Source organism: Burkholderia sp. AU33545 (assembly GCF_020419685.1).
In the GTDB taxonomy this organism is placed as follows: domain Bacteria; phylum Pseudomonadota; class Gammaproteobacteria; order Burkholderiales; family Burkholderiaceae; genus Burkholderia; species Burkholderia diffusa.
Window position 1 is genome coordinate 476,199 of sequence record NZ_JAIZRQ010000006.1, and the last position, 24,959, is coordinate 501,157.

Consider the following 24,959-nt stretch of genomic DNA (forward strand, 5'->3'; position numbering starts at 1 on the left):
CCGTGGCAGGTGGCAACGCGGATCGCGCGCCGCCCGCCGCATGATGCGTTACGCGCTGCGCCGGATCGCCGACGTCTCGCGGGGCAGTGCTTCGGTGCGCGCGCCGCAGCCGAGCAGGATCCCGGCGAGCAGCACCAACAGGTGGCCTTCGGCGAAATCGAGCAGCAGCGAATTCGCGAGGCTGCCGATCGCGAAGATCGCGAGCCACGCGAGCAGCAGCTGCCGCGAACCCGGATCGAGCGCGCGGCTGCCGCGCGCGATCTGCACGATCAGGTTCACGAACAGCAATACGCCGAGCGCGCCGAGCTGCACGGCCATCAGCAGGTATTCGTTATGCGGATTCGACGTGAGCTGCCCTTCGGCGGCCGTCTTGCCGGCCGTGAGCTTCTCGAACTCGAACTCGAGGCCACCCGCACCGTAGCCGATCACGGGACGCATGCGATACAGCTCGAGCCCCTTCTTGTACCACTCGAGACGCAGCCCGGTCGATGTGACCGCATCGGTCTGCCGATACTGCTGCACTTCCGACACCACCTTCACAAGCCGGCCGTTGTGCACCGTGCATGCAGCGACGACGAGTGCGACGCCCGCCAGGACCAGTGCACCGGCGGCGAGGCCCGCGCGCAGCGCCGACTGGCGGCGCATCAACAGCACGAAACGCACCGCGACGACGAGGATCAGCAGCAGCGCGATGACCTGCCCGGTGCGCCCCTGCAGCATCACGAACACGTTGATCAGCGACCATGCGGCGACGGCGGCATACGCGGCTCGCGACAGCGCGGTGCGGGCCGAAAGCGCGAGGTCGGCCGCCTGGTAGAACAGCAGCGCGCCGAACATGCCGGCCGCAATGTGGTTCTTGAACACCCAGGCACGCGAGAGCGGCAGTTCGGTCGCATGCGCGGGCCCGATCGCGGTCAGCCCGAGATAGTTGGTGGTCGACAGCAGCAGGATCACGCACAGCGTCCCGAACCATGCTCGCCGCACGATCGGCGCCCAGTTCGAGTGGCGGAAGGCGAGCACGGCAAACGGCAGCAGCAGCAGCTTGTCGTACTTGGCGACCCAGTTCCACGCCTTCGGGTGCGGCGCGACCGTATAGGTGACGCTCGCGGTCAGCGCCGCGAGGATCAGGAGCGCCGCGAGCGACGCCGGTTCGGTGATGAACGTGCGCAGGTCGCGCCAGAATTCGGGGGAGATGACGAGCGCGGCCGCGAACAGCCCGCAGAACACGTTGGTCAGCGCGGTCGAGACGGGCACCATGCACAGCGCGATGACGGCGAAGGCGCGGGCGGCGGTCAGGCGCCGCGTGGCGGGAGCGGAAAACGAAAGCATCGGAACCTGTCGAATGGGCGAATGCGGCATGCGGGCACCGTGCTGCGCGCCGCGCGTCCCGGCGGCACCGCGCGGGACGAAGCGCGCAGTATACGCGAAGCGGCGGGCGTTTCTTTACCGTTTCCGGGGTCCGATCAGCTGAATGCGCGCTTGATCCGCGAGCGCAGCAGTGCGCGCTTCAGGCGTCCCTCGACGGCCGGCGTATCGAGCGCGAGTCGCGAGCCGGCCGGCTCGCCGCGATGCAGGTAGTAGCGGTCGAACGTGGCCTGGGTCATGCCCCATTTGTTGAGGAACTGGCGGCGGCCATCGTTCTTGACGATCTTGCCCGTGCTCTTCTGCTGGAAGTGATAGACGAGGCTGTCGCCGACGCCGAGGAAGATCCGGCAGCCGGCGTCCCAGAATTTCATCGAGAAGTCGTTGTCGCTGCTCATCCCCGGCGACAGCTCGCTGCTGTAGCCGCCGATGCGGTTCCACCAGTCGCGGTGCACGAGCGTCGGCGGCCAGGTCGAGCCGAGCCAGTCCGCGCGCGCGAGCCGCGGCGTGGCCGCGACGAGGCCGGCCGCGTCGAATTGTTCGGCGTCGCGGCCGAAATTGCTGACGACAACACACGGGTTGCGCGTGTCGACCGGCTCGACCATCGTGCCGGACAGCATGAACAGGTCGGTCGGCATCTGCTCGATGCGCCGCACGAGCGCCGCGTCCCAGCCGGGGCAGCAGTACATGTCGTCGTTCATGTAGACGACGTAGTCGCGCGTCGCGCGCGCGGCGGCCAGGTTCACCGCGTGGCAGATGCCGATGTTGGCCGGCGACGCGGTGTGCTCGATGCCTTCGCCGCGCACCCAGTCGAGCGTGCCGTCCGAGCCGTCGTTCACGTGCACGATGATCTGGTGGTCATGCGCCGAATGGCGGCGCAGGCTGTCGACGACGAGCTTGAGGTACGGCAGGTTGTTCCAGGTCGGGATGATGATGGAGAACATGGCGGTCGGATTCGGTGGTCGTCGTGTCGGCGGCGCGTGGCGCGGCGCCGCACTCGGGCGCGCTTGGCGCGCGGGCAGCCCGGCATTGTAACGCCGGGCCGACCGCATGCCGGCGCCGTCAGGATCGGGGCAGGGCGGCGCGCGCTCAGCGGGTCGGCTCGTGGCCGAGCTTCAGGAACCGGTAGTACACCGTTTCCGCGTTGAACACGGCGATCATGAAGCCCGCCCGGCCGTCGAGAAACCCGCGCCGCAGTACGTAGGTCCGCACGAACGCCCATGCGCCGCGCGCAAGCGCCTTGCCGAAGCCGCCGCGCTGGCCGGCCGCGCGGCGCTGGCGCGCGCCGGCCGTCGAATACGCATCGAGCTTGCGCACGACGGTTTCGAAATCCTCGTACGAATAGTGCATCAGCTTGCCCGGCAGCCGCTGCGCGGGCGTGTCGAACACGAGCCGTTCGTGCACCAGGTCGTCGGAGAAGCGGGCGGTGCCGCGCCGGAACAGGCGCGGCACCCAGTCCGGATACCAGCCGCTGTGGCGGATCCATTGGCCGCAGAAGCTCGACAGCCGGTCGAGCGCATAGACCTGCGCGGCCGGTGCGCGAATGGCCGCGCGGATCGACTGCGCGAGTTCCGGGCTGACCACCTCGTCGGTGTCGAGCGACAGGATCCAGTCGGTCTCGAGGGCGTCGAGCGCGCGGTTCTTCTGCGGGCCGAAACCCGGCCAGTCGCGCTCGACGATCACGCGGGCGCCGTGCGCGCGGGCGATCGACACGGTATCGTCGGTGCTGCCGCCGTCGATCACGACGACGTCGTCGGCGAAGGTCAGCGCGTCGAGGCACTGCGCGAGCCGCGCGGCCGCGTTGAGGGCGATGAGGGCGACGCCGAGGGTGGGTTCTGCCATGAAATCGTCGAAAAGGCGGAGAAAAACGGTGAGCGGCAGTATACCCGCGCGCCGGCCGGCGGCCGCTTCGGCGGCGGCCATGCCGGCGAGGGCGGTGCAGCTATAATGTTGGGCCTTTTTCGGCACCCGCCGGACGGGGTGAATTCCGGGCAGTCACGCCCCGGGCGCCGCGTCGCGGCTCAAGAAGGATTGCCTTGGAAACCCAGAACACTCTTCGCAAACCGATGGACGGCACCGGTACGTCGCCGGTCACGGTCCTCAAGCGCCTGTGGCCGTACATCCGGCCGCTCATCGGCATCGTGGTGCTCGCCGTGATGACGATGGGTGTCGTCGCGGCCACGGAAGCCGGGATCCCGGCACTGCTCAAGCCGCTGCTCGATCACGGCTTCGGCTCGCACGGCAGCGACCGCGCGAAATGGTACGTGCCGATCGCGGTGATCGGCCTCGCGCTCGTGCGCGGCGTGTCGCAGTATGCGTCCAACTACCTGCTCAACTACGTGTCGAACCGCATCCTGCTGCAACTGCGGCTCGAGATGTTCCAGCGGATGATCCACACGGGCGCATCGTTCTTCCAGCGCGAGACCGCGAGCACCGTGATCAACGCGATCGTGTTCGAGGTCAACCAAATCCTGTCGGTGCTGACTGGCGTGATGGTCACGCTCGTGCGCGACTCGCTGACCGTGGTGTTCCTGCTCGGCTACCTGTTCTACCTGAACTGGCGGCTCACGCTGATCGTCGCGGTGATCCTGCCGGGCATCGGCTGGCTCGTCAGCAAGATCAACCGTCGCCTGCGCCGCCTGAACCGCGAGCACCAGACGCTGACCAACGAGCTGTCCTACATCGTCGAGGAGACGGTCGGCGGCTACAAGGTCGTGAAGGTGCACAACGGCGAAGCGTACGAGATGGATCGCTTCACGACGATGAGCAAGCGCCTGCGCGGCTACGCGATGCGCATGACGATCTCGGGCGGGCTCGCGCAGCCGCTGACGCAGTTCCTCGCGTCGATCGCGCTCGCGGTCGTGATCACGATCGCGGTCGTGCAGTCGACCAACGACCAGACGACGGTCGGCGGCTTCGTCGCGTTCGTCACGTCGATGCTGCTGGTGATTTCGCCGCTCAAGCACCTGATCGACGTCAACCAGCCGCTGCAGCGCGGGATGACGGCCGCCGAGCTGATCTTCGGGCTGATCGACGAGCCGGCCGAGCCGCAGGGCGGCGACCGTGCGCTGCCGAACGCTCGTGGCGAGATCGAATTCCGCGACGTGTCGTTCGACTACGGCGCCTCCGAGCGGCCGACGCTCGACCGCATTTCGTTCAAGGTCGCGCCGGGCGAGATGATCGCGCTCGCGGGGCCGTCGGGCAGCGGCAAGACGACCCTCGTCAACCTGTTGCCTCGCTTCTTCGATCCGACGGGCGGCGCGATCCTGGTTGACGGCGTACCGGTGGCCGACTACGACATCCACGCGCTGCGCAGCCAGATGGCGATGGTCAGCCAGGACGTCGTGCTGTTCAACGATACGATCGCCGCGAACGTCGCGTACGGGCAGACGCCCGACCGCGCACGCGTGCAGGCGGCGCTCGAGGCCGCGAACCTCGCCGACGCGGTCGCCGCGATGCCGGACGGGCTCGACACGCTGGTCGGCGGTAACGGGATGCGTCTGTCGGGCGGCCAACGGCAGCGGCTCGCGATCGCGCGCGCGATCTACAAGGACGCGCCGATCCTGATCCTCGACGAGGCGACCTCGGCGCTCGATTCGGAATCCGAGCGCCACGTGCAGGCCGCGCTCGAGCGGCTGATGGAAGGGCGCACGACGCTCGTGATCGCGCACCGGCTGTCCACGATCGAGCGTGCGGACCGGATCCTCGTGCTCGAAGCCGGCAAGATCGTCGAAACGGGCAGCCACGACGAGCTGCTGCGCCATGGCGGGCTGTACGCGCACCTTCACCGGATCCAGTACCAGCAGCAGGCGGCGTGACGTCGGATCGCACCCGTGTGCTAGTCTTGATCCGGCAGGTCTGGTTTCGTTGTTTCCGGTTCGACGTGACAACACGGAGGGAAGGGCGATGAAGAAGACGCACGGGATGATGCTGGCCGCACTGGTCGCGGCGGGTTTCGCAGCGCCGGTCGCGATGGCGCAGGATCACGGCAACTACGACAACCGCGGAGACCACGGCGGCCCGGGTATGCGGCACGGCCACGGCCCGAGGCACATGCCGCCGGGGCAGGCGATGCATCGCGAAGACGACGTGCCGCCGCGCTGGGCCGACCAGCCGCGCCGTGAGTGGCACAGGGGCGATCGTCTCCCGGACGAATTCCGCGATCGCCAGTACGTGGTCGACGACTGGCGCGGCTACCGCCTGAGCCCGCCGCCGCGCGGCTATCACTGGGTGGGCGTCGGCGGCGACTACCTGCTCGTGCAGATCGGCTCGGGCATCGTGCTGCGGGTCGGTCCGTAACACCTGTCGTCGATCATCGATTCATCAGGCTGCCGGAGCGTGCGCTCCGGCAGCCGCGTCACTTGTCCTTATCCTTATCCTTGTCCGCCGCCCGGCGGAACCCGCGCCGCTCGATGTGCGACATCGCCCAGCACATGGCCAGCGCGCAGACGGTGCCGAGCGCCACTTCCCCGAGCCGCATCAGCGGAATGTCCCATAGCGGGCCGTTGCCCGGAAACAGCAGCACGATCGTCGTGGTCACGCCGCCGAGCCGAGCCGCGCTGCCGACATTCAGGCACCAGCAGCTGATGATCGTGACCGCGACCGCGATCGCATAGGCGACGAGGCGGTCGCCACCGAGCGCGGCACCCGCGAAGCCGACCAGGCCACCGATCATCGCGCCGATGAACTGGTCGCGCGACAGCGACATCGTGTCCGAATAGTTGTGCTGCGTGACGGCGATCGCGGTGACCGCCGCCCACACGGCCTGCTCGGTGTGCAGCGCGCGACCGATCGTGTACGCGAGGCACGCGCCGCAGACCGCTTGCAACGCCATCAGCGCGCCTTGCGTGAGCCGCTCGCCGAAAGTCAGCCCCTTGAACAGATCGAAGATCGACTGCTGGATCTGTTGGCGGGCTTCGTTGAGTGTCCTGATCGTATCCATCGTGTCGGGCCGGGAAGCGGGTGCGGGCGCGTCAGTGCGCCTGTTCCGACGGCGCGGCGGCCGGCTCTCCGGCGGCCGCATCGCCGTTGTCGACGCGCGTTTCCGGCATCGCGAGCCAGACCAGCAGCACGGCGAGCGCGCCGGCGGCGGCGAGCCCGAAGAAGCTGACCGCATTGCCGAAGTGATCGGCGACAAAGCCGGCCACGGCCGTGCTGAGCGTCGCGCCGATTCCGGCCGCAAGCCCGAACAGCCCGATGCACAGGTTGTAGCGGCCCTTGCCGCCTGCGACATCGGCCGCGATCAGCGGCAGCATCACACCGAACACGGCCGCGCTGATGCCATCGAGCATCTGCACCGGCACCAGCAGGTAGGGGCTGCTCACGCCGGCGAACAGCAGCGCGCGCACCGGCAGCGCCGAGAAGCCGAGCAGCAGGATCGGCCGGCGTCCCCAGCGTTGCGCGGAGCGACCGACCCACGGAGACAGCATCGCGACGATCGCCTGCGGCACGATGATGCACGCGGCGATCACGAGCTGCACGTTCTCGCCCATGCCGGCCGTCACTTCGCCGGCCGCGAGGTTGAGCATCGCCGCGTTCGACAGGTGGAACAGCACGACGCATGCCGCGAAGGTCAGCATCCGGCGATCGCGCAGCAGCTCGGAAAGCGTCTCGCGTGCCTCGCCTTCGTCGTGGTCGTCGGGTTTCGGCGCATGCGGAATCACTTCGTGTGTCGGCTGGATCATCGCGAGCGCGAACAGCGCGGGCAGTGCCAGCACGGCGGTCAGCCAGAACACCGCGCGCGCGGAGAAATACTCGCCGGTGAGCCCCATCAGGCCCGCGGCGACCGCGCTGCCGATCGATGCCCAGCGCGCGTTGCGGCCGAGCCGGTCGCCGAGGTCGGCGCGGCCGACCAACGAGAACGAGATCGCGGCCATCGCGGGCACGAGCATGCAGCTCGCGAAGCCGTGGAACACTTCGGCCGCGATCACCGGCACGATCGTCGGGCTCGACGCGAGCAGCACCGCGGACAGGATGATGGCCGCGATCGCCCATGCGGCCGCGCCTTTCTTGTTCTTCAGCGCGTCGACGGCGGCGCCGCCCGGCACCTGGCTGACCATCGCGCTGATCGTGCCGATCGACAGCACCATGCCGATCTCGCCCTGCGTCCACTTGTGCGACGCGAGGTAGGACGCGATGAACGGACCGAACCCGGTTTGAACGTTTGCAACGAAAAAGTTGAGCCAGTCGAGGGCCCGGAGACTGCGAACGCTGACGGAATGCTTGATCGTCATCGGGCGGCACTCGCAGGCGAAGCCGGCGCGGCGGCGGTAACCGGCGGCGAGACCACGACGATCGGCTTGTCGGCCGCGTAGGGCGGCGACGCCTTGATCTGCGCGTCGTTCAGGTCGAGTTGCGGACGCAGCGCCTTGTCGCGCATGACGAAGCGCAACGCGCCCCAGCTCGCGGCGATCGAGCGGCGGTCGGTATTGACGAGCCCGCCGAGGTCGAGCACGACGGCCTGCGGTTGCGCGCCGCGGTCGATCAGCACGTCGACGACCCGGCCGATCTTCGTGCCGTTCGGGCGTTCGACGTCGCTGTCGAGCAGCGGCAGACGCGTCGCGGGCGACGCCGCGGCCGAGCCCGACAGTGGCACGGCCTTGGGTCGGGCGGCCGGCGGCAGGTCGCCCGATGGCACGTCGAGCACGATCGGTTCCTGTTTGCCGCCCGGCGTGAAGCGGAACACGTTCCACGGGAAGACGACCTTGCGGTCGCCGACACCCATGAACCCCTGCAGGTTGACGATCATCTCGCGCGGTTTGCCGCTTGCGTCGGTCACCATGTCGACCGCGCGGCCGATCACCTTGCCGTTGCGGCGTGCGACCTCGCTGTCGAGCAGCGCATGGATCTGGGTGCGGTCGAGCGGGCGTGTCGCGACGAGCGGCGGCGGGGGCGGCGGGGGCGGCGTCGGCGATTCGGGGCGCTGCACCGGCTTCGGCTTCGTCACTTCACGGTGCGGCTTCTTCGGCGCTTCCGGTTCCTCCGGCTGGACGAGCGGCGGCACGGGCGGCATCGTCAGCGGTTCGCCGGCGGTTTCCCCGACGGGCTCGACGAGCGCCTCGCTGATCGGCGCGGGCGGATTCTGGGTCGGCAGCAGCCCGCAGCCGGACAGCAGCGCGGCGGCCGCGAGAACGAGGAAGACCGTCGAGGACGGTAACGACATGCGGGATGCGGGAAACGGGAGTCCGCCGCTCATTGACACTCACTCCATGGGTCGGGGGCGGGCCCGGAGGCTCGCGGCTGGCGATGGATGGCGGGTGCGGGCGGCGCACCACGCGAGGTGAGAGTTTAACGTGTCTTGCTTTCAGGACCGATTTCGATGGCCGATTGGAGGCGGACCGTCGGGAAAAGGAAGGGATCGGTGGCGGGCCGAGGGATGCCGAATGATGGTCGAGGATGCAGCCGCGGCGCCTGATCAGGGGTAGTCACGGTCGACACGGCGTGAATCGTGCGAGCCGTTGCCGGTTGCGCGGGTGTCGGGAGACGGGTAACGGAGGCGGAAGAGAAGGCGGGACATCCAGGCGCCGGCCTGGCCCGCCGTCATGGCGGGCCGGCGCGGGCGCTGCCCGATGCAGGCAGAAACCGGAAAGTCAGGCGTCCGGATACCACGCATCGGTGAATTCGCTGACCTTGACGTCGGTCAGCTCGGGCCGTGCGGCCAGCCATGCACGGACGTTTTCGCGATCGGCATCGGTCGTCGTGCCGCGCGGTGCGCCGGAGATCACGTATGCGCCGATCCCTTCGTCGGCGGACGCGACGGTCAGCAGCCCGTTCGCTTCGACGAAATCGATGAACGAATCGATCAGCTGGCCGCGTTCGAGGTCGGACAACTCTTTGCTGTATTGCGCGGTCGCGTTGAACGCGAGCTCCTGGAATTCGGCGATGTGGAGTTTCTTGCGCTGGCGGCGGTTGTGGCGTTGGCTCATGGTGTGTGATGAACGGGAAGAGGAAAAAGGCAGCGGCGGCGGGCGCGGATATGACATGCGCGAGCGGCCGGCGCCGCGTTGGATCGCCGCGCGGCGTAGCCGGCGGCGGGCAGACGGAACGTCACATCAGCACGATATCGTACTGCTCCTGGCTCAGGTTCGACTCGACCTGCAGCGATACCGGCTTGCCGATGAAGTCGATCAGCATCGCGAGATGCTGCGACTCCTCGTCGAGGAACAAATCGATCACCTGCTGCGCGGCGATCACGCGGAATTCGCGCGGGTTGAACTGGCGTGACTCGCGCAGGATCTCGCGCAGGATGTCGTAGCACACGGTGCGCGACGTCTTCACCTGGCCCTTGCCCTGGCAGGTCGGGCACGGCTCGCACAGCACGTGCGCGAGCGATTCGCGCGTGCGCTTGCGCGTCATCTCGACGAGCCCGAGCTGCGAGAAGCTGTTGACCGTCACGCGCGTGCGATCGCGCGACAGCGCCTTCTTCAGCTCGGACAGCACCGCGTCGCGATGCTCGGCGTTCTCCATGTCGATGAAGTCGATGATGATGATCCCGCCGAGGTTGCGCAGACGCAGCTGCCGCGCGATCGTATGCGCGGCCTCGAGGTTGGTCTTGAAGATCGTGTCGTCGAAGTTGCGCGCACCGACGTAGCCGCCGGTGTTCACGTCGATCGTCGTCATCGCCTCGGTCTGGTCGATCATCAGGTAGCCGCCCGACTTGAGGTCGACGCGGCGCGACAGTGCGCGCTGGATCTCCGTCTCGATGTTGTACAGGTCGAACAGCGGCCGCTCGCCGGTGTAGTGATGCAGCTTCGGGCTCACCGCCGGCGTGAACTCGCCCGCGAATTCCGCGAGGCGCTGGTAGGTCTCGCGCGAATCGACCTGGATGCGCGTCGTGTCGTCGTTCGCGAAATCGCGCAACACGCGCTGCGCGAGATCGAGATCCTGGTACAGCAGGCTCGTCGCCGGCAGCCGCTGCGCTTGCGCGACGATCGTCGCCCAGGTCTTGCGCAGATACGTGACGTCGCCCGCCAGTTCGTCGGAAGTCGCATCCTCGGCGATCGTGCGCACGATGTAGCCGCCTTTCTCGTCCGGCGGGATCACGGCGGTCAGCCGTGCGCGCACGGCCTCGCGCTCGGCCTCGCTCTCGATCTTCTGCGAGATGCCGATGTGCGGCTCCTGCGGCAGGTACACAAGCGTGCGACCCGCGATGCTGACCTGCGTCGACAGTCGCGCGCCCTTCGTGCCGATCGGATCCTTGATCACCTGGACCATCAGCGTCTGGCCCTCGAAGACGGTCTTCTCGATCGGCTGGTGCGGCGCGCCCGACTGCGGCTCGCCCGCGAGGCGCGGATGCCAGATGTCGGCGACGTGCAGGAACGCCGCGCGCTCGAGGCCGATGTCGATGAACGCCGACTGCATGCCGGGCAGCACGCGCACGACCTTGCCGAGGTAGATGTTGCCGACCCGCCCGCGCGACAGCGTGCGCTCGACGTGAAGCTCCTGCACCGCGCCTTGCTGCACGAGTGCGACCCGCGTTTCCTGCGGCGTGAGGTTGATCAGGATTTCTTCGTTCATGGTGGGATTCAGAAGTCGACGCGCGCGGCGCGCAGCAGTGCCGCAGTCTCAAAGAGGGGCAGACCCATGATACCCGAATGGGAGCCCTCGATTCGCTCGATGAATTCGGCCGCACGCCCCTGGATCGCGTAGGCGCCGGCCTTGCCGAACGGTTCACGGCTGTCGACGTAACGTTCGAACGCGTCGCGCGGCGTGGCCGCGAAGCGCACCGACGAGCGCGACAGCGCGGGCGGCAGCAGTTCGCCGTCGGCGCCGATCACCGCGACCGCGGTGAGCACCTCGTGTTCGCGGCCCGCCAGGCGGGTCAGCATCGCGAGCGCGTCGGCGGCATCGGCCGGCTTGCCGAGGATCGCGCCGTCGATCGTCACGGTGGTGTCCGCAACCAGCACCGGCGCGGCCGGCTTGCCGCTCGCGACGAGGCGCGCACGTGCGGCCTCGGCCTTCGCGACGGTCACGCGCCGGACGTACGCATCGGCGGCTTCGCCGGGCAATTCGGCTTCGAGCGCCTCGGCGTCCTCGTCGGGGCGCGGCAGCAGCAATTCGAAGCGCACGCCGATCTGCAGCAGCAGCTCCTGGCGGCGCGGGCTTTGCGAAGCGAGGTAGAGAATCGGGAAAAGGGCGGGGGGCGTGCTGGACGGCATGATGTCGTTATCTCGTTGTGCGCGCGCGTCGCGCGTCCAGAAGACGACGCGTCATGCGCGGTGATAGGGGTGATTCTGCGTGATGCTCCACGCCCGGTAAAGCTGTTCGGCAAGCAGCACGCGCACCATACCGTGCGGCAGCGTCATGCTCGAAATGCGCAGTAGCAGGTCGGCGCGCGCCTTGAGTTCCGGATCGAGCCCGTCGGCGCCGCCGATCACGAATGCGACGTCACGGCCGTCCTGCTGCCAGCCGGGCAGCGCCTGCGCGAGCTGCATGGTGGTCCAGTCGCGGCCGCGCTCGTCGAGCGCGACGATGCGCGCGCCCTTCGGCAGCGCGGCCTCGATCTTCTGCCGCTCGGCCGCCATCACGCTTTCCGCGCTGCGGCCGCCCGAACGCAGTTCGGGCTTGATCTCGCGCAGCTCGATGCGCAGCTCGGGCGGCATGCGCTTCGTGTATTCGTCGAAGCCGGACGCGATCCAACCGGGCATCTTGTGGCCGACCGCGAGGATGAATAGCTTCATCGGGACGACTCGCTGCGGCTCAGCGGCGGCGGGCCGCCGTCTTGCGCGCCGGGCGTGCGGGCGCCTCTTCCTCGTCGTCCTCGCCTTCGCTGGCCGTCGCGAAACCGTCCTTGCCGCCGCCGAGCTTCATCCGCACGGGCTTGTCGCCCCAGATTTCCTCGAGGTTGTAGTACTGGCGCAGCGCCGGTTGCAGGATGTGCACGACGGCGTCGCCGCAGTCGACCAGCACCCATTCGCCCGTGTCCTCGCCCTCGGAGCTGACGATGTCGCCGCCGGCTTCCTTGACCTTGTCGCGCACGCTCGACGCGAGCGCCTTGGTCTGGCGGTTCGACGTGCCCGACGCGACGATCACGCGGTCGAACAGTTCGGTCAGGTGGCTGGTGTTGAACACCTTGATGTCTTGCGCCTTGATGTCTTCGAGAGCGTCGACGATCACGCGCTGCAGTTTGCGGATATCCATGGAATCAGGAATGGTAGAGACGATGTTGAAGAATATAGGCCCAGACGGCGGCCGGTACATGTTCGGCCGACGCGTCGGGCATCTGCGCATGACGCGCGATGCATTCGCGCAGGTGCGCACGGATGTCGGTTGCGGCGATATCGAACGCCAGTGTCGTGTCGATCAGCAGGTGGCCGGCCGGTGTCGCTTTCAGCACATCGGCGCCGGCCTGCCGCCGCGCGATCTCCCGTGCGACGGCCGGTGGCGCCGTGCCGAGGTCGAAGCCCGGGCGCGTCGACGCGCACACGTGCGCGTAGTCGAACAGCTTGCGCCAGTCGCGCCACGTGTCGAGCCGCACCAGCTGGTCGGCGCCGATCAGTAGCGACAGCGAAGCGTCGGGGCCGATCCGTTCGCGCCAGCGCGCGAGCGTCTCGACCGTATAGGTCGGCCCTGCGTGCTCGATCTCGTCGGTCGCGACGGTGATCGTCACGCCGGGCAGGGACAGCGAGCCGGCAGCGGCGCGCGTCATCGCGAGCCGATGCTCGGCGGCCGACACGTCGCGCTTCTGGTAAGGCTGCCCGGCGGGCAGCAGCACGAGGTCGGTCAGGCCGAGCACGTCGGCGAACCGGCGCGCGAGCGCGAGGTGGCCGTCGTGGATCGGATCGAACGTGCCGCCCAGCAGGCCGATGCGACGTAACGGCGGGCGCGGCTGCGGGGCGGGGCGGGCGGTGGTGTCCAGAAAAACGTGTCCTGTTCTTGGGGCGGCGGGGCGCGGCGGGCTCAGACCCAGTCGCGCGGCACGAGGAACTCGCTCAGGCGCGCTTCGGGCGAGCCCGGCTCGGGCTGCCAGTTGTAGCGCCAGTTCGCGACCGGCGGCATCGACATCAGGATCGATTCGGTCCGGCCACCGCTTTGCAGGCCGAACAGCGTGCCGCGGTCGAACACGAGGTTGAATTCCACGTAGCGGCCGCGCCGGTAAGCCTGGAAGTCGCGTTCACGCTCGCCGTACGGCAGCGCGACCCGGCGTTCGACGATCGGCAGGTACGCGTTCAGGAACGCGTCGCCGACGCGCTGCATCATCTCGAACGAGCGTTCGAATCCGGGTTCGGAGAAGTCGTCGAAGAAGATCCCGCCGATGCCGCGCGTCTCGTTGCGGTGCTTCAGGAAGAAATACTCGTCGCACCACGTCTTGAAACGCGGATAGAGCTCGGCACCGAACGGGTCGAGCGCGTCCTTGCAGGTCTGGTGGAAATGCCGCGCGTCGTCCTCGAACGGATAAACCGGCGTCAGATCCATCCCGCCGCCGAACCAGAAGATCGGCGCCTCGCCGGGCTTCGTCGCGATCAGCATCCGCACGTTCATGTGCACCGTCGGGCAGTACGGGTTGCGCGGGTGCAGCACGAGCGACACGCCGAGCGCCTCGAAGCCGCGGCCGGCCAGCTGCGGGCGCGCGGCGCTCGCCGACGGCGGCAGCGCGTCGCCCGCGACGTCGGAAAAACCGATCCCCGCGCGCTCGAACACGCGGCCGCCTTCGAGAATCCGCGTGCAGCCGCCGCCGCGCAGGCGCTCTTCCGGCCCGCGCTGCCACGCATCGGTCGCGAGCGGCGTGCCGTCGAGCGCGCCGAGCGCGTCGGCGATGCGTGTCTGCAGGCCCTGGAGGTACGTGCGCACGCGCGCCACGTCGTAGGTCGAATCGGTCATGTCTGAACTGGGTGCCTCCGCGCGAAGCGGGGGCCGTAAAAAAGGCATCTGCCGGGCATTCTATCGAACCCCGGCAGAGGAGGCCGCCGCTTGTGACGGCAGGCGGCGGTCAGGGCGTCACGCGCTCTTGCGGTTCAGCGCGCGGAAGCCGATGTCGCGGCGGTACTGCATGCCTTCGAAATTGATCTGATTGATCGTGTCGTACGCATGCTGCTGGGCTTCGCGCACCGAATCGGCGAGACCGACCACGCACAGCACGCGGCCGCCCGACGTGACGAGCTTGTCGCCTTCGGCGAGCGTCGTGCCCGCATGGAACGTCACGGCCTGTTCGGTCTCGGCCGGGATCCCGTTGATGCGGTCGCCCTTGCGCGGCGCGTCCGGATAACCGTGCGCGGCCAGCACGACGCCGAGCGCGGTGCGGCGGTCCCAGTCGAGCTCGACCGTGTCGAGCGTGCCCGCGATCGCCTGTTCGACGACCTTCGAGAAATCGCTCTTCAGGCGCGCCATGATCGGCTGCGTCTCGGGGTCGCCCATCCGGCAGTTGAACTCGAGCGTGCGCGGATTACCTTCCTTGTCGATCATCAGGCCCGCATACAGGAAGCCCGTGAAGCGGATGCCGTCCTTCTCCATCCCGCGCACCGTCGGCATGATGATTTCGCGCATCACGCGTGCGTGCATCTGAGGCGTGACGATCGGCGCGGGCGAGTAGGCGCCCATGCCGCCCGTGTTCGGGCCGCGGTCCTCGTCGAGCAGGCGCTTGTGGTCCTGGCTCGAGGCCAGCGCCAGCGCGTGTTTGCCGTCGACCATCACGATGAAGCTCGCTTCCTCGCCGTCGAGGAATTCCTCGATCACGACGCGCGCGCCGGCGTCGCCGAGCTTGTTGCCCGACAGCATCATGTCGACAGCTTCGTGTGCTTCTTCCAGCGTCATCGCGACGACGACGCCCTTGCCGGCCGCGAGGCCGTCGGCCTTCACGACGATCGGCGCACCCTTCGCGTCGATGTACGCGTGTGCGGCAGCCACGTCGGAGAACGTTTCGTACTCGGCGGTGGGGATGCCGTGGCGCTTCATGAACGCCTTCGCGAAATCCTTCGAGCTTTCGAGCTGTGCGGCTTCGCGGGTCGGGCCGAAGACCTTCAGGCCGCGTGCGCGGAACAGGTTGACGATGCCCGCCGCGAGCGGCGCTTCCGGCCCGACGAGCGTGAACGCGACGCCTTCGCGTTCCGCGAAATCGGCGAGTTCGTCGAGCGCCGTGATGTCGACGTTCTTCAGACGCTCGTCCTGCGCCGTGCCGCCATTGCCGGGCGCGACGTAGACCATCTGGACACGCGGCGACTGCGCGAGCTTCCACGCCAGCGCATGTTCGCGGCCGCCGGAACCGACGACGAGTAGTTTCATGGGATTCCCCGCAGACTAGAAAACAGGGCGGCCGGCACGCTCAGGCGCGCCGGCCGCGAAATCGGTCGGGCCGCCGCCGCGACGATGCGCACGGCGGCCGGCATCTCATTCCTCGACGATGACGGCGTTCGTATACACCTCCTGCACGTCGTCGAGGTTTTCGAGCGCGTCCAGGAGCTTCTGCATCTTCGCCGCATCGTCGCCGGTGAATTCGACTTCGTTCTGCGGCTTCATCGTCACTTCGGCGAGTTCGGCCTTGAAGCCCGCGGCTTCGAGCGCGTCCTTCACCGCCGAGAAGGCCTGCCAGTCGCACAGCACTTCGATCGAGCCGTCGTCGTTCGTGCTGACGTCGTCCGCGCCGGCTTCGAGCGCCGCTTCCATCAGCGCGTCTTCCGACGTGCCGGGCGCGAACAGGAACTGGCCGACGTGATCGAACATGAACGCGACCGAACCGTCGGTGCCCATGTTGCCGCCGAACTTCGAGAATGCGTGACGGACTTCCGCGACCGTGCGGGTGCGGTTGTCGGTCAGCGTGTCGACGATGATCGCCGCGCCGCTGATGCCGTAGCCTTCGTAACGGATTTCTTCGTAGTTCGCGCCGTCCGCGCCGCCGACGCCGCGGTCGATCGCGCGCTTGACGTTGTCTTTCGGCATGTTCGCGTCGGCTGCCTTGTCGACCGCGAGACGCAGACGCGGGTTCGAGCTGGCGTCGCCGCCGCCGAGGCGGGCCGCGACCTGGATTTCCTTGATCAGGCGGGTCCAGATCTTGCCGCGCTTCGCGTCGGCCGCTGCCTTCTTATGCTTGATGTTGGCCCATTTCGAATGACCAGCCATACCTTTCTCCGTGCCCGGGCGCGCTGCGCGGGCGATTGTGCCAATGTGTCGTTGAATCGGCGGCCGTCTGGGCGGGCATGATGCCGCGGGGCCGCGCGTGTCGAGTGGAACGTGATTTTATCACGCGGCGACCGTCGCTTCGGGGCCGCCGTGCATGGCCGAACGGCCGGGAGGGCCGCTCGGAGCGCCGTGCCGCGCGCCCCGGCGCCGCCGTGCGTCAGTTCTTGGTGCCGAACAGGCGGTCGCCCGCGTCGCCCAGGCCCGGCACGATGTACGCGTGCTCGTTCAGGTGCGAGTCGAGCGATGCGACGAACAGCTTCACGTCCGGGTGCGCGTCCTGGAACACCTGCACGCCCTCGGGCGCGGCGACCAGTGCGACGAACATGATGTTCGCGGCCGGCACGTTGCGGCGCTTGAGCACGTCGACCGCGTGCACGGCCGAATAGCCGGTCGCGACCATCGGGTCGCACAGGATGAAGATGCGATCCTCGAGATCGGGCAGGCGCACCAGGTATTCGACCGGGCGGTGATCCTCGGCGCGGTACACGCCGATGTGGCCGACGCGCGCGGACGGCACCAGGTCGAGCAGGCCGTCCGACATCCCGATGCCGGCGCGCAGCACGGGCACGATCGCGAGCTTCTTGCCCGCGATCACCGGCGCGTCGACCGCCACGAGCGGGGTTTCGACCCGCTTGGTCGTGATCGGGAGGTTACGGGTGATCTCGTAGCCCATCAGCAGCGTGATCTCGCGCAGCAGTTCGCGGAACGTGCGCGTCGACGTGTCCTTGTCGCGCATGTGGGTCAGCTTGTGCTGGATCAGCGGGTGATCAGTGATGAAGAGATTCGGGAAACGGCTGTCCTGTTTCATGACGGGGTGCCTTGGCGGCAAAAGGGGATCGGGGGCGGCGATGGCGCGAGGCCGGCCGCCGCTTATGGCCGCAATTTTACCAAGGCGCGCCACGTGATCCGGATATTATCGACGTCTCACGACAATCCGCGCGCCGTGTTCGCCCGTTTCCGACCGCTCGCCTGTCCGGCGATGCGGGCGGCTGCGCCGGCGCGCGTCGCCATAAGGGAATCGACGATGGATCTCGGCATCGCAGGAAAGACCGCGCTCGTGTGCGCGGCGAGCAAGGGGCTCGGGCGCGGCTGCGCGGAAGCGTTGGCCGCCGAGGGCGTGAATCTCGTGATCGTCGCGCGCACGCGCGACACGCTGGAGGAAACCGCGGAGGAGATCCGCGCCGGGTCGAACGTGTCGGTCACCGCCGTCGCCTGCGACATTACGACGCCCGACGGCCGCGCGGCCGCGCTCGCCGCCTGCCCGCAGCCGGACATTCTCGTGACGAATGCCGGTGGGCCGCCGCCCGGCGACTTCCGTGATTTCTCGCACGACGACTGGATCCGCGCGCTGGAGTCGAACATGCTGACGCCGATCGAACTGATCCGCGCGACCGTGGACGGGATGATCGGGCGCGGTTTCGGCCGGATCGTCAACATCACGAGTTCGGCCGTGAAGGCGCCGATCGACGTGCTCGCGCTGTCGAACGGCGCGCGCTCGGGACTGACCGGCTTCGTCGCGGGGCTGTCGCGCAAGGTCGCGGGGCAGGGCGTGACGATAAACAATCTGCTGCCCGGGCTGTTCGACACCGACCGGATCGCGACGACGCTCGCCGCGTCGGCGAAGGCGCAGGGCGTGACGGTCGACGAGATGCGCGCGCGGCGCGCGAAGGAAATCCCGGCCGGGCGCCTCGGCACGCGTGCCGAATTCGGCGCGGCGTGCGCGTTCCTCTGCAGCGTCCACGCCGGCTACATCACCGGGCAGAACTGGCTGCTCGACGGCGGCGCGTATCCGGGTACGTTCTGACGCGCGCACCGCCATTCACGCATACGACAACAATCGACCCACGAAGGAAACGGAGATGAGCAAACCCCGCATCGCATTGATCGCACACGACGCGAAGAAGGACGAGATCGTCGCGCTCGCGGGCCAGTACCGCGAGACGCTCGCGCAATGCAGGCTGGTCGGAACGGGCACGACGGGCGGCCGCATCGCCGCCGCGCACGGGCTCGAGGTCGAGCGCAAGCTGTCGGGGCCGCTCGGCGGCGACCTGCAGATCGGTGCGGAACTGGCCGAAGGCCGCGTCGACATCGTCGTGTTCCTGCGTGACCCGATGACCGCGCAGCCGCACGATCCGGACATCACCGCGCTGGTGCGCGCGTGCGACGTGCACGACGTGCCGGTCGCGACGAACGTGGCGACCGCGCGGATGCTGCTCGACGACCTGGCGCGGAACATGCAGGACGTCTGCTAGGCGCCCGCCAGCCTGATTGCCCTTGCTGGCGGCAGGGCCATGCACGCCCGGCGGTGACGCGCGAGAATCGGGCGTCGCGACGCGCACCGCCGCCGGTCCTGTACCGATCGGCACCGGCTGGCGTCGGCGACCCGAATTTCCCCTGACCGATTCAGAAACGAGGAGCGAAACGATGCCGAAAGCAATCCGATACGACCAGCCGGGCGGCCCGGACGTGATGAAGTGGGTCGATGTCGAGGTCGGCGAACCGAAGGCGGGCGAAGTCCGCATCCGGCAGCATGCGGTCGGGCTCAACTACATCGACGTGTATTTCCGCACTGGCCTCTATCCGCAGCCGCTGCCCGGTGGCCTCGGGATGGAGGCGGCGGGCGAGGTGACGGCCGTCGGCGACGGCGTGACCGCGCTCAAGGCGGGCGACCGCGTCGCCTACGTCGGGCAGCCGCCGGGCGCGTACGCGCAGGAGCGCGTGATGCCGGCCGAGCGGCTCGTGAAGCTGCCCGACGGGATCAGCTACGACGACGCGGCATCGGTGATGCTGCAGGGACTGACCGCGCACTACCTGCTGCGCCGCACGTACCCGGTGAAGGCCGGTGACACGATCCTGATCCACGCCGCGGCCGGCGGTGTCGGCCTGCTCGTGTGCCAGTGGGCGAAGGCGCTCGGCGCGACCGTGATCGGGACGGTCGGCTCCGACGAGAAGGCCGCGCTCGCAAAGGCGCACGGCTGCGATCATCCGATCGTCTATACGCGCGAGAACTTCACGCAGCGCGTGAAGGAGATCACGAACGGCGCGGGCGTGCCGGTCGTCTACGACTCGATCGGCAAGGACACCTACATCGGCTCGCTCGACTGCCTCGCGCCGCTCGGGCTTTTCGTCAGCTTCGGCAATGCGTCGGGCCCGCTGCCGCCGATCGACTCGAAGGAGTTCTCGTCGCGCGGCTCGCTGTTCTTCACGCGGCCGACGCTGTTCTCGTACATCGCGAAGCGTGCGGATCTCGAATCCGCGGCCGCCGAGCTGTTCGACGTGATCCTGTCGGGCAAGGTGAAGACGAGCATCAACCAGCGCTATCCGCTCGCGGAAGTCGGCCGCGCGCATGAAGATCTCGAAGCGCGCAAGACGACCGGCTCGACGATCCTCGTTCCCTGACAGCTCCCCTCGTGCCGCACCATGCCGGCACGCATCCTGACGGGCGGCGCTGGCCGCCGCCCGTCCCGTCCTCATCCCGGCCGCCGTTTGCCACCGCACGCGTTTACGCGTTTTTTATACCGGCCCGATGACCTTTGACCCGACCTTTACGCGCGTTCCCATAAGGTTCTAGTCGTCCGATTTCGACGACGGAGAACAAAAAATGGATGGGGTTTTCATCGGCGCACTGGTGTTGTTCACCGCGCTGATCCTCGGTTTGCTTGCCGGTTGCGAGAAGCTCGTGCAATACGGTCGCGGGGGGCGCGCATGACCTGGATGCTTTGGCTCGCGGGTGCCTCGACGGCCCTGCTGTTCGCGTATCTCGTCTTTGCGCTGCTGCGCGCGGAGGACATCGAATGAACGCGAACAACCTGTTGCAGATACTGCTGTTCATCGTCGTGCTGCTCGCGGCGGCCGTGCCGGTCGCGCGCTACCTGACGGGCGTGATGGACGGCAGTTCGCGCGTCGTGCGCGTGTTCGGGCCGTTCGAGCGCGCGCTGTACCGCATCGCCGGCGTCGACGCCGGCACCGAAATGAACTGGAGGCAGTATGCGATCGCCACGATCGCGTTCAACGCGCTCGGCGCGCTGTTCCTGTACGGTCTGCTGCGCCTGCAGGGCTTGCTGCCCGGCAATCCGCAGCAATTCGGCGCGATGACGGCCGACGGTGCCTTCAACACGGCCGTCAGCTTCGTCACCAACACCAACTGGCAGGACTACACGCCCGAGCAGACCGTCAGCTACCTGACGCAGATGCTCGGCCTGACCGTGCAGAACTTCCTGTCGGCGGCAACGGGCATCGTCGTCGTGATCGCACTGATCCGCGGCTTCGCGCGTCATACCGCGCAGACGATCGGCAACTTCTGGGTTGACCTCACGCGCGTGACGATGTACGTGCTCGTGCCGATGTCGATGATCATCGCCGCGCTGCTGATGAGCCAGGGCGTGATCCAGAACATGAAGGCTTACCAGGACGTGCCGGTGCTGCAGGCGAGCACCTACGCGGCGCCGAAGCTCGACGCGCAGGGCAACCCGGTGAAGGACGACAAGGGCAACCCGGTGACGGTGCCCACGCCGCTCACGAAGCAGACGCTCGCGATGGGCCCGGTCGCGTCGCAGGAAGCGATCAAGATGCTCGGCACCAACGGTGGCGGCTTCTTCAACGCGAACTCGGCGCACCCGTACGAGAACCCGACGCCGTTCGCGAACTTCCTGCAGATCTTCTCGATCCTGATCATCCCGGCCGCGCTGGCCCTCGTGTTCGGCCGGATGATCGGCGACCGCCGGCAGGGCATCGCGGTGCTCGCGGCGATGACGGTCGCGTTCGCGATCGCGATCGGCGTCGAGGTGAGCGCCGAGCAGGCCGGCAACCCGACGCTCGCCGCGCTGCACGTCGACCAGTCGACGAGCGCGCTCCAGCCGGGCGGCAACATGGAAGGCAAGGAAACGCGCTTCGGCATCGCGCAGACCGGCATCTTCACGGTCGCGACGACGGCCGCGTCGTGCGGCGCGGTCGATACGATGCACGATTCGCTGACGCCGCTCGGCGGTCTCGTGCCGATGCTGCTGATGCAGCTCGGCGAGGTGATCTACGGCGGTGTCGGTTCCGGCCTCTACGGGATGCTCGTGTTCGCGCTGCTCGCGGTGTTCGTCGCCGGCCTGATGATCGGCCGCACGCCGGAATACGTCGGCAAGAAGATCGAGTCGTACGAGATGAAGATGGTGTCGATCGTCGTGCTGCTTACGCCGCTGCTCGTGCTGGTCGGCACGTCGATCGCCGTGCTCGCCGATGCGGGCCGTGCAGGCATCGCGAACCCGGGCCCGCACGGCTTCTCGGAAATCCTGTACGCGTTCAGCTCGGCCGCGAACAACAACGGCAGCGCGTTCGCGGGCCTGACGGTCGGCACGCCCTTCTACAACTGGATGACCGCGATCGCGATGTGGTTCGGCCGCTTCGGCACGATCGTGCCGGTGCTGGCGATCGCCGGCTCGCTCGCCGCGAAGAAGCGCATCGCGGTGACGAGCGGCACGCTGCCGACGCACGGCCCGCTGTTCGTCGTGCTGCTGCTCGGCACCGTGATGCTGGTGGGCGCGCTGACCTACGTGCCGGCGCTCGCGCTCGGCCCGGGCGTCGAGCATCTGATGATGTGGCTGGGCGCGTGATGCGCGCCCGCATGGCGACACCTTGCAAAGACTGAAGAGATTGAAGAGATCGCAATGACTCAACATTCCGCAACACGGTCCATGTTCGATCCGGCGCTGCTGCGTCCGGCGATCGTGGATTCGTTCAAGAAACTCACGCCGCGCACGCAGTTCCGCAACCCGGTGATGTTCTGCGTGTACGTCGGCAGCATCCTGACCACGATCCTGTGGATCGCGGCGCTCGCCGGCCAGGCCGAGGCGCCGGCGGGCTTCATCCTCGCGATCGCGCTGTGGCTGTGGTTCACGGTGCTGTTCGCGAACTTCGCCGAAGCGCTCGCCGAAGGGCGCTCGAAGGCGCAGGCCGCATCGCTGCGCAGCGCGAAGAAGGACGTGATGGCGAAGAAGCTCAACGAGCCGCATCCGAAGTCGCCGATCCGCATCATGACCGCGTCCGACCTGCGTCGCGGCGACGTCGTGCTGGTCGAGGCCGGCGACGTGATCCCGGCCGACGGCGAAGTCGTCGAGGGCGTCGCATCGGTCGACGAATCGGCGATCACCGGCGAATCCGCGCCGGTGATCCGCGAATCGGGCGGCGACTTCTCGTCGGTGACGGGCGGCACGCGCGTGCTGTCCGACTGGATCGTCGTGAAGGTCACCGCGAACCCCGGCGAGGCTTTCCTCGACCGGATGATCGCGATGGTCGAAGGCGCGAAGCGCAAGAAGACGCCGAACGAGGTCGCGCTGACGATCCTGCTCGTCGCGCTGACGATCGTGATGCTGCTCGCGACCGCGACGCTGCTGCCGTTCTCGATGTTCTCGGTCGAGGCGATGAAGGCCGGCCACGTGGTGACGATCACCGTGCTCGTCGCGCTGCTCGTGTGTCTGATCCCGACGACGATCGGCGGGCTGCTGTCGGCGATCGGCGTGGCCGGGATGAGCCGGATGATGCAGGCGAACGTGATCGCGACGTCGGGCCGCGCGGTCGAAGCGGCCGGCGACGTCGACGTGCTGCTGCTCGACAAGACCGGCACGATCACGCTCGGCAACCGCCAGGCGTCGATGTTCGTGCCCGCGCCGGGCGTGACCGAGGAAGCGCTGGCCGACGCCGCGCAGCTGTCGTCGCTCGCCGACGAAACGCCGGAGGGCCGCAGCATCGTCGTGCTCGCGAAGGAACGCTTCAACATCCGCCAGCGCGACATGGCGCAACTGCATGCGACGTTCCTCGGCTTCTCCGCGCAGACGCGGATGAGCGGTGTCGATCTGCCCGGTCGTGAAATCCGCAAGGGCGCGGCCGATGCGATCCGCCGCTACGTCGAGACGCACGGCAGCCGCTTTCCGGAAGAAGTGCGCCGCGCGGTCGACGACGTCGCGCGCCGCGGCAGCACGCCGCTCGTCGTGGCCGACCTGCATGACGGCGTGGCGCGTGTGCTCGGCGTGATCGAGCTGAAGGACATCGTGAAGGGCGGCATCAAGGAGCGCTTCGCGGAACTGCGCAAGATGGGCATCAAGACCGTGATGGTGACGGGCGACAACCGGCTCACCGCCGCGGCGATCGCGGCGGAAGCGGGCGTCGACGACTTCCTCGCGGAAGCGACGCCGGAAACCAAGCTCGCGACGATCCGCGAGCACCAGGCGGCGGGGCGCCTCGTCGCGATGACGGGCGACGGCACCAACGACGCGCCGGCGCTCGCGCAGGCCGACGTGGCGGTCGCGATGAACACCGGCACGCAGGCGGCGAAGGAAGCCGGCAACATGGTCGACCTCGACTCGAACCCGACGAAGCTGATCGAGATCGTCGAGATCGGCAAGCAGATGCTGATGACGCGCGGCTCGCTGACCACGTTCTCGATCGCGAACGACATCGCGAAGTACTTCGCGATCATCCCGGCCGCGTTCGTGACGACGTACCCGCAACTGCGCGTGCTCGACATCATGCATCTGACGTCCCCGGCGTCGGCGATCCTGTCGGCGGTGATCTTCAACGCGCTGATCATCGTCGCGCTGATCCCGCTGGCGCTGAAGGGCGTGACGTACCGTCCGCTCGGCGCCGCGTCGCTGCTGCGCCGCAACCTGCTGGTGTACGGCCTCGGCGGCGTGCTGCTGCCGTTCCCGTTCATCAAGCTGATCGACATGACGCTCGCCGCGCTCGGCTGGGCCTGATGCGCCGTACCTGAAGGAAGAACCATCATGAAATCGTTGATTCGCCCGCTCGTCGTGATCTTCGTCGTACTGACCGTCGTGACGGGTCTCGCCTACCCGGCCGTGATGACCGTGTTCGGCCAGGCCGTGTTCCCGTCGCAGGCGAACGGCAGCCTGATCGAGAAGGACGGCAAGGCGGTCGGCTCCGCGCTGATCGGCCAGCCGTTCGATGCGCCGAAGTACTTCTGGGGCCGGCTGTCGGCCACGTCGCCGATGCCGTACAACGCGACCGGCTCCGGCGGCTCGAACCTCGGCCCGCTGAACCCGTCGCTCGCCGACCAGGTGAAGGCGCGCATCGCCGCGTTGCGCGACGCGGGCACCGACATGTCGAAGCCCGTGCCCGTCGACCTCGTGACGGCGTCGGCGAGCGGCCTCGATCCGGAGATCACGCCGGCCGCCGCCGCGTACCAGGTCGAGCGCGTCGCGAAGGCGCGCAACCTGACGGCCGATGCGGTTGCGCAACTCGTCGCCGCGAACACGACGGGCCGCCAGTTCGGCGTGCTCGGCGAGCCGCGCGTGAACGTGCTGAAGCTGAATCTCGCGCTCGACGCGGCCCAGGCCGCGCACTGAGCGTATGCGACAACCTGCGTCCGGCGCGGCCCGATCCGCGTCGGACGACTTTTCCGACGGCGCATGCGCCGTCTTTGCCTTTTGCGGCGATTTGGAACAACAATGACGGTACTCGTTCGCCATCCCGCGCTTCGCCTT

At 68.2% G+C, this 24,959-nt stretch carries 25 protein-coding genes; 9 read left to right on the forward strand and 16 right to left on the reverse strand.

Annotation, left to right across the window (positions count from 1 at the left end):
- Positions 1 to 48: 48 nt before the first annotated feature.
- The 3 genes from LGM71_RS22375 to LGM71_RS22385 form a co-directional block, all read right to left on the reverse strand.
- On the reverse strand, positions 49 to 1,329 hold the full coding sequence (locus LGM71_RS22375; protein WP_059600384.1) for an O-antigen ligase family protein: 1,281 nt from the start codon (positions 1,327 to 1,329) through the stop codon (positions 49 to 51).
- A 134-nt stretch (positions 1,330 to 1,463) separates the two neighbouring features.
- Positions 1,464 to 2,306: a glycosyltransferase family 2 protein gene (locus tag LGM71_RS22380; protein WP_151052298.1), complete on the reverse strand. Its 843-nt coding sequence runs from the start codon at positions 2,304 to 2,306 to the stop codon at positions 1,464 to 1,466.
- 145 nt (positions 2,307 to 2,451) lie between these two features.
- The gene (locus LGM71_RS22385; RefSeq protein ID WP_059600455.1) at positions 2,452 to 3,204 is read right to left on the reverse strand and encodes a glycosyltransferase family 2 protein; all 753 of its coding nucleotides are present in this window, start codon (positions 3,202 to 3,204) and stop codon (positions 2,452 to 2,454) included.
- A gap of 224 nt (positions 3,205 to 3,428) precedes the next feature.
- Between LGM71_RS22385 and msbA the strand changes: the two genes are divergently transcribed.
- Together msbA and LGM71_RS22395 are read left to right on the forward strand one after the other, a co-directional pair.
- A complete protein-coding gene (gene msbA / locus LGM71_RS22390) occupies positions 3,429 to 5,180 on the forward strand; it encodes a lipid A export permease/ATP-binding protein MsbA (protein WP_226116472.1) in 1,752 nt (583 codons plus the stop codon).
- Between the two features lie 88 nt (positions 5,181 to 5,268).
- Positions 5,269 to 5,661 (forward strand): RcnB family protein, encoded by a 393-nt coding sequence (locus LGM71_RS22395; RefSeq protein ID WP_124626819.1) that lies wholly within the window; start codon positions 5,269 to 5,271, stop codon positions 5,659 to 5,661.
- 58 nt (positions 5,662 to 5,719) lie between these two features.
- Here LGM71_RS22395 and LGM71_RS22400 read toward each other — a convergent pair whose 3' ends face one another.
- The 13 genes from LGM71_RS22400 to upp all read right to left on the reverse strand — a co-directional run bounded on the left by LGM71_RS22400 (position 5,720) and on the right by upp (position 17,281).
- Positions 5,720 to 6,304, reverse strand: coding sequence for an FUSC family protein (locus tag LGM71_RS22400; protein ID WP_124903357.1), 585 nt, complete (start codon positions 6,302 to 6,304; stop codon positions 5,720 to 5,722).
- Between the two features lie 31 nt (positions 6,305 to 6,335).
- On the reverse strand, positions 6,336 to 7,595 hold the full coding sequence (locus LGM71_RS22405; RefSeq protein WP_226116439.1) for an MFS transporter: 1,260 nt from the start codon (positions 7,593 to 7,595) through the stop codon (positions 6,336 to 6,338).
- The gene (locus tag LGM71_RS22410; RefSeq protein WP_124903361.1) at positions 7,592 to 8,557 is read right to left on the reverse strand and encodes a PRC-barrel domain-containing protein; all 966 of its coding nucleotides are present in this window, start codon (positions 8,555 to 8,557) and stop codon (positions 7,592 to 7,594) included. Before LGM71_RS22410 ends, LGM71_RS22405 begins: the two co-directional genes overlap by 4 nt.
- A 394-nt stretch (positions 8,558 to 8,951) precedes the next feature.
- Entirely contained in the window at positions 8,952 to 9,287 is a 336-nt protein-coding gene (locus LGM71_RS22415; RefSeq protein WP_059600391.1) for a YggL family protein, read from the reverse strand.
- Between the two features lie 121 nt (positions 9,288 to 9,408).
- The gene (rng, locus tag LGM71_RS22420) at positions 9,409 to 10,878 is read right to left on the reverse strand and encodes a ribonuclease G (protein WP_059600392.1); all 1,470 of its coding nucleotides are present in this window, start codon (positions 10,876 to 10,878) and stop codon (positions 9,409 to 9,411) included.
- An 8-nt stretch (positions 10,879 to 10,886) separates the two neighbouring features.
- A complete protein-coding gene (locus tag LGM71_RS22425) occupies positions 10,887 to 11,519 on the reverse strand; it encodes a Maf family protein (RefSeq protein WP_124626829.1) in 633 nt (210 codons plus the stop codon).
- 51 nt (positions 11,520 to 11,570) lie between these two features.
- Positions 11,571 to 12,041 (reverse strand): 23S rRNA (pseudouridine(1915)-N(3))-methyltransferase RlmH, encoded by a 471-nt coding sequence (gene rlmH, locus LGM71_RS22430; RefSeq protein WP_044844705.1) that lies wholly within the window; start codon positions 12,039 to 12,041, stop codon positions 11,571 to 11,573.
- A gap of 19 nt (positions 12,042 to 12,060) precedes the next feature.
- Positions 12,061 to 12,501, reverse strand: a complete 441-nt coding sequence (rsfS, locus tag LGM71_RS22435) for a ribosome silencing factor (RefSeq protein WP_006752218.1) — start codon at positions 12,499 to 12,501, stop codon at positions 12,061 to 12,063.
- 4 nt (positions 12,502 to 12,505) lie between these two features.
- Positions 12,506 to 13,264, reverse strand: a complete 759-nt coding sequence (locus LGM71_RS22440; RefSeq protein WP_413226901.1) for a nicotinate-nucleotide adenylyltransferase — start codon at positions 13,262 to 13,264, stop codon at positions 12,506 to 12,508.
- Positions 13,261 to 14,181, reverse strand: a complete 921-nt coding sequence (gene hemF, locus LGM71_RS22445) for an oxygen-dependent coproporphyrinogen oxidase (protein ID WP_174911926.1) — start codon at positions 14,179 to 14,181, stop codon at positions 13,261 to 13,263. Before hemF ends, LGM71_RS22440 begins: the two co-directional genes overlap by 4 nt.
- A 117-nt stretch (positions 14,182 to 14,298) precedes the next feature.
- A complete protein-coding gene (gene purD, locus LGM71_RS22450) occupies positions 14,299 to 15,579 on the reverse strand; it encodes a phosphoribosylamine--glycine ligase (protein ID WP_059600396.1) in 1,281 nt (426 codons plus the stop codon).
- Positions 15,580 to 15,684: 105 nt separating this feature from the next.
- Entirely contained in the window at positions 15,685 to 16,413 is a 729-nt protein-coding gene (locus tag LGM71_RS22455; RefSeq protein ID WP_044844700.1) for a YebC/PmpR family DNA-binding transcriptional regulator, read from the reverse strand.
- 217 nt (positions 16,414 to 16,630) lie between these two features.
- Entirely contained in the window at positions 16,631 to 17,281 is a 651-nt protein-coding gene (gene upp, locus LGM71_RS22460; protein ID WP_006478229.1) for a uracil phosphoribosyltransferase, read from the reverse strand.
- A gap of 216 nt (positions 17,282 to 17,497) precedes the next feature.
- On the opposite strand from upp, the gene LGM71_RS22465 reads away from it, so the two are divergent.
- From LGM71_RS22465 to kdpC, 7 genes are all read left to right on the forward strand, one after another.
- Positions 17,498 to 18,277 carry an SDR family oxidoreductase gene (locus LGM71_RS22465; RefSeq protein ID WP_059600397.1) on the forward strand — a complete coding sequence of 260 codons (780 nt, stop codon included), beginning with the start codon at positions 17,498 to 17,500 and terminating at the stop codon, positions 18,275 to 18,277.
- A 55-nt stretch (positions 18,278 to 18,332) separates the two neighbouring features.
- On the forward strand, positions 18,333 to 18,725 hold the full coding sequence (locus LGM71_RS22470) for a methylglyoxal synthase (RefSeq protein WP_059533273.1): 393 nt from the start codon (positions 18,333 to 18,335) through the stop codon (positions 18,723 to 18,725).
- Between the two features lie 172 nt (positions 18,726 to 18,897).
- Positions 18,898 to 19,872, forward strand: a complete 975-nt coding sequence (locus LGM71_RS22475; protein ID WP_124626835.1) for a quinone oxidoreductase family protein — start codon at positions 18,898 to 18,900, stop codon at positions 19,870 to 19,872.
- A gap of 306 nt (positions 19,873 to 20,178) precedes the next feature.
- Positions 20,179 to 20,271 (forward strand): K(+)-transporting ATPase subunit F, encoded by a 93-nt coding sequence (gene kdpF / locus LGM71_RS22480; RefSeq protein ID WP_006752209.1) that lies wholly within the window; start codon positions 20,179 to 20,181, stop codon positions 20,269 to 20,271.
- A complete protein-coding gene (kdpA, locus tag LGM71_RS22485; protein ID WP_226116441.1) occupies positions 20,268 to 22,073 on the forward strand; it encodes a potassium-transporting ATPase subunit KdpA in 1,806 nt (601 codons plus the stop codon). Before kdpF ends, kdpA begins: the two co-directional genes overlap by 4 nt.
- Before the next feature lie 54 nt (positions 22,074 to 22,127).
- Positions 22,128 to 24,212, forward strand: coding sequence for a potassium-transporting ATPase subunit KdpB (kdpB, locus tag LGM71_RS22490; protein ID WP_226116443.1), 2,085 nt, complete (start codon positions 22,128 to 22,130; stop codon positions 24,210 to 24,212).
- A 27-nt stretch (positions 24,213 to 24,239) separates the two neighbouring features.
- On the forward strand, positions 24,240 to 24,821 hold the full coding sequence (kdpC, locus tag LGM71_RS22495) for a potassium-transporting ATPase subunit KdpC (RefSeq protein WP_059600401.1): 582 nt from the start codon (positions 24,240 to 24,242) through the stop codon (positions 24,819 to 24,821).
- Positions 24,822 to 24,959: the final 138 nt, after the last annotated feature.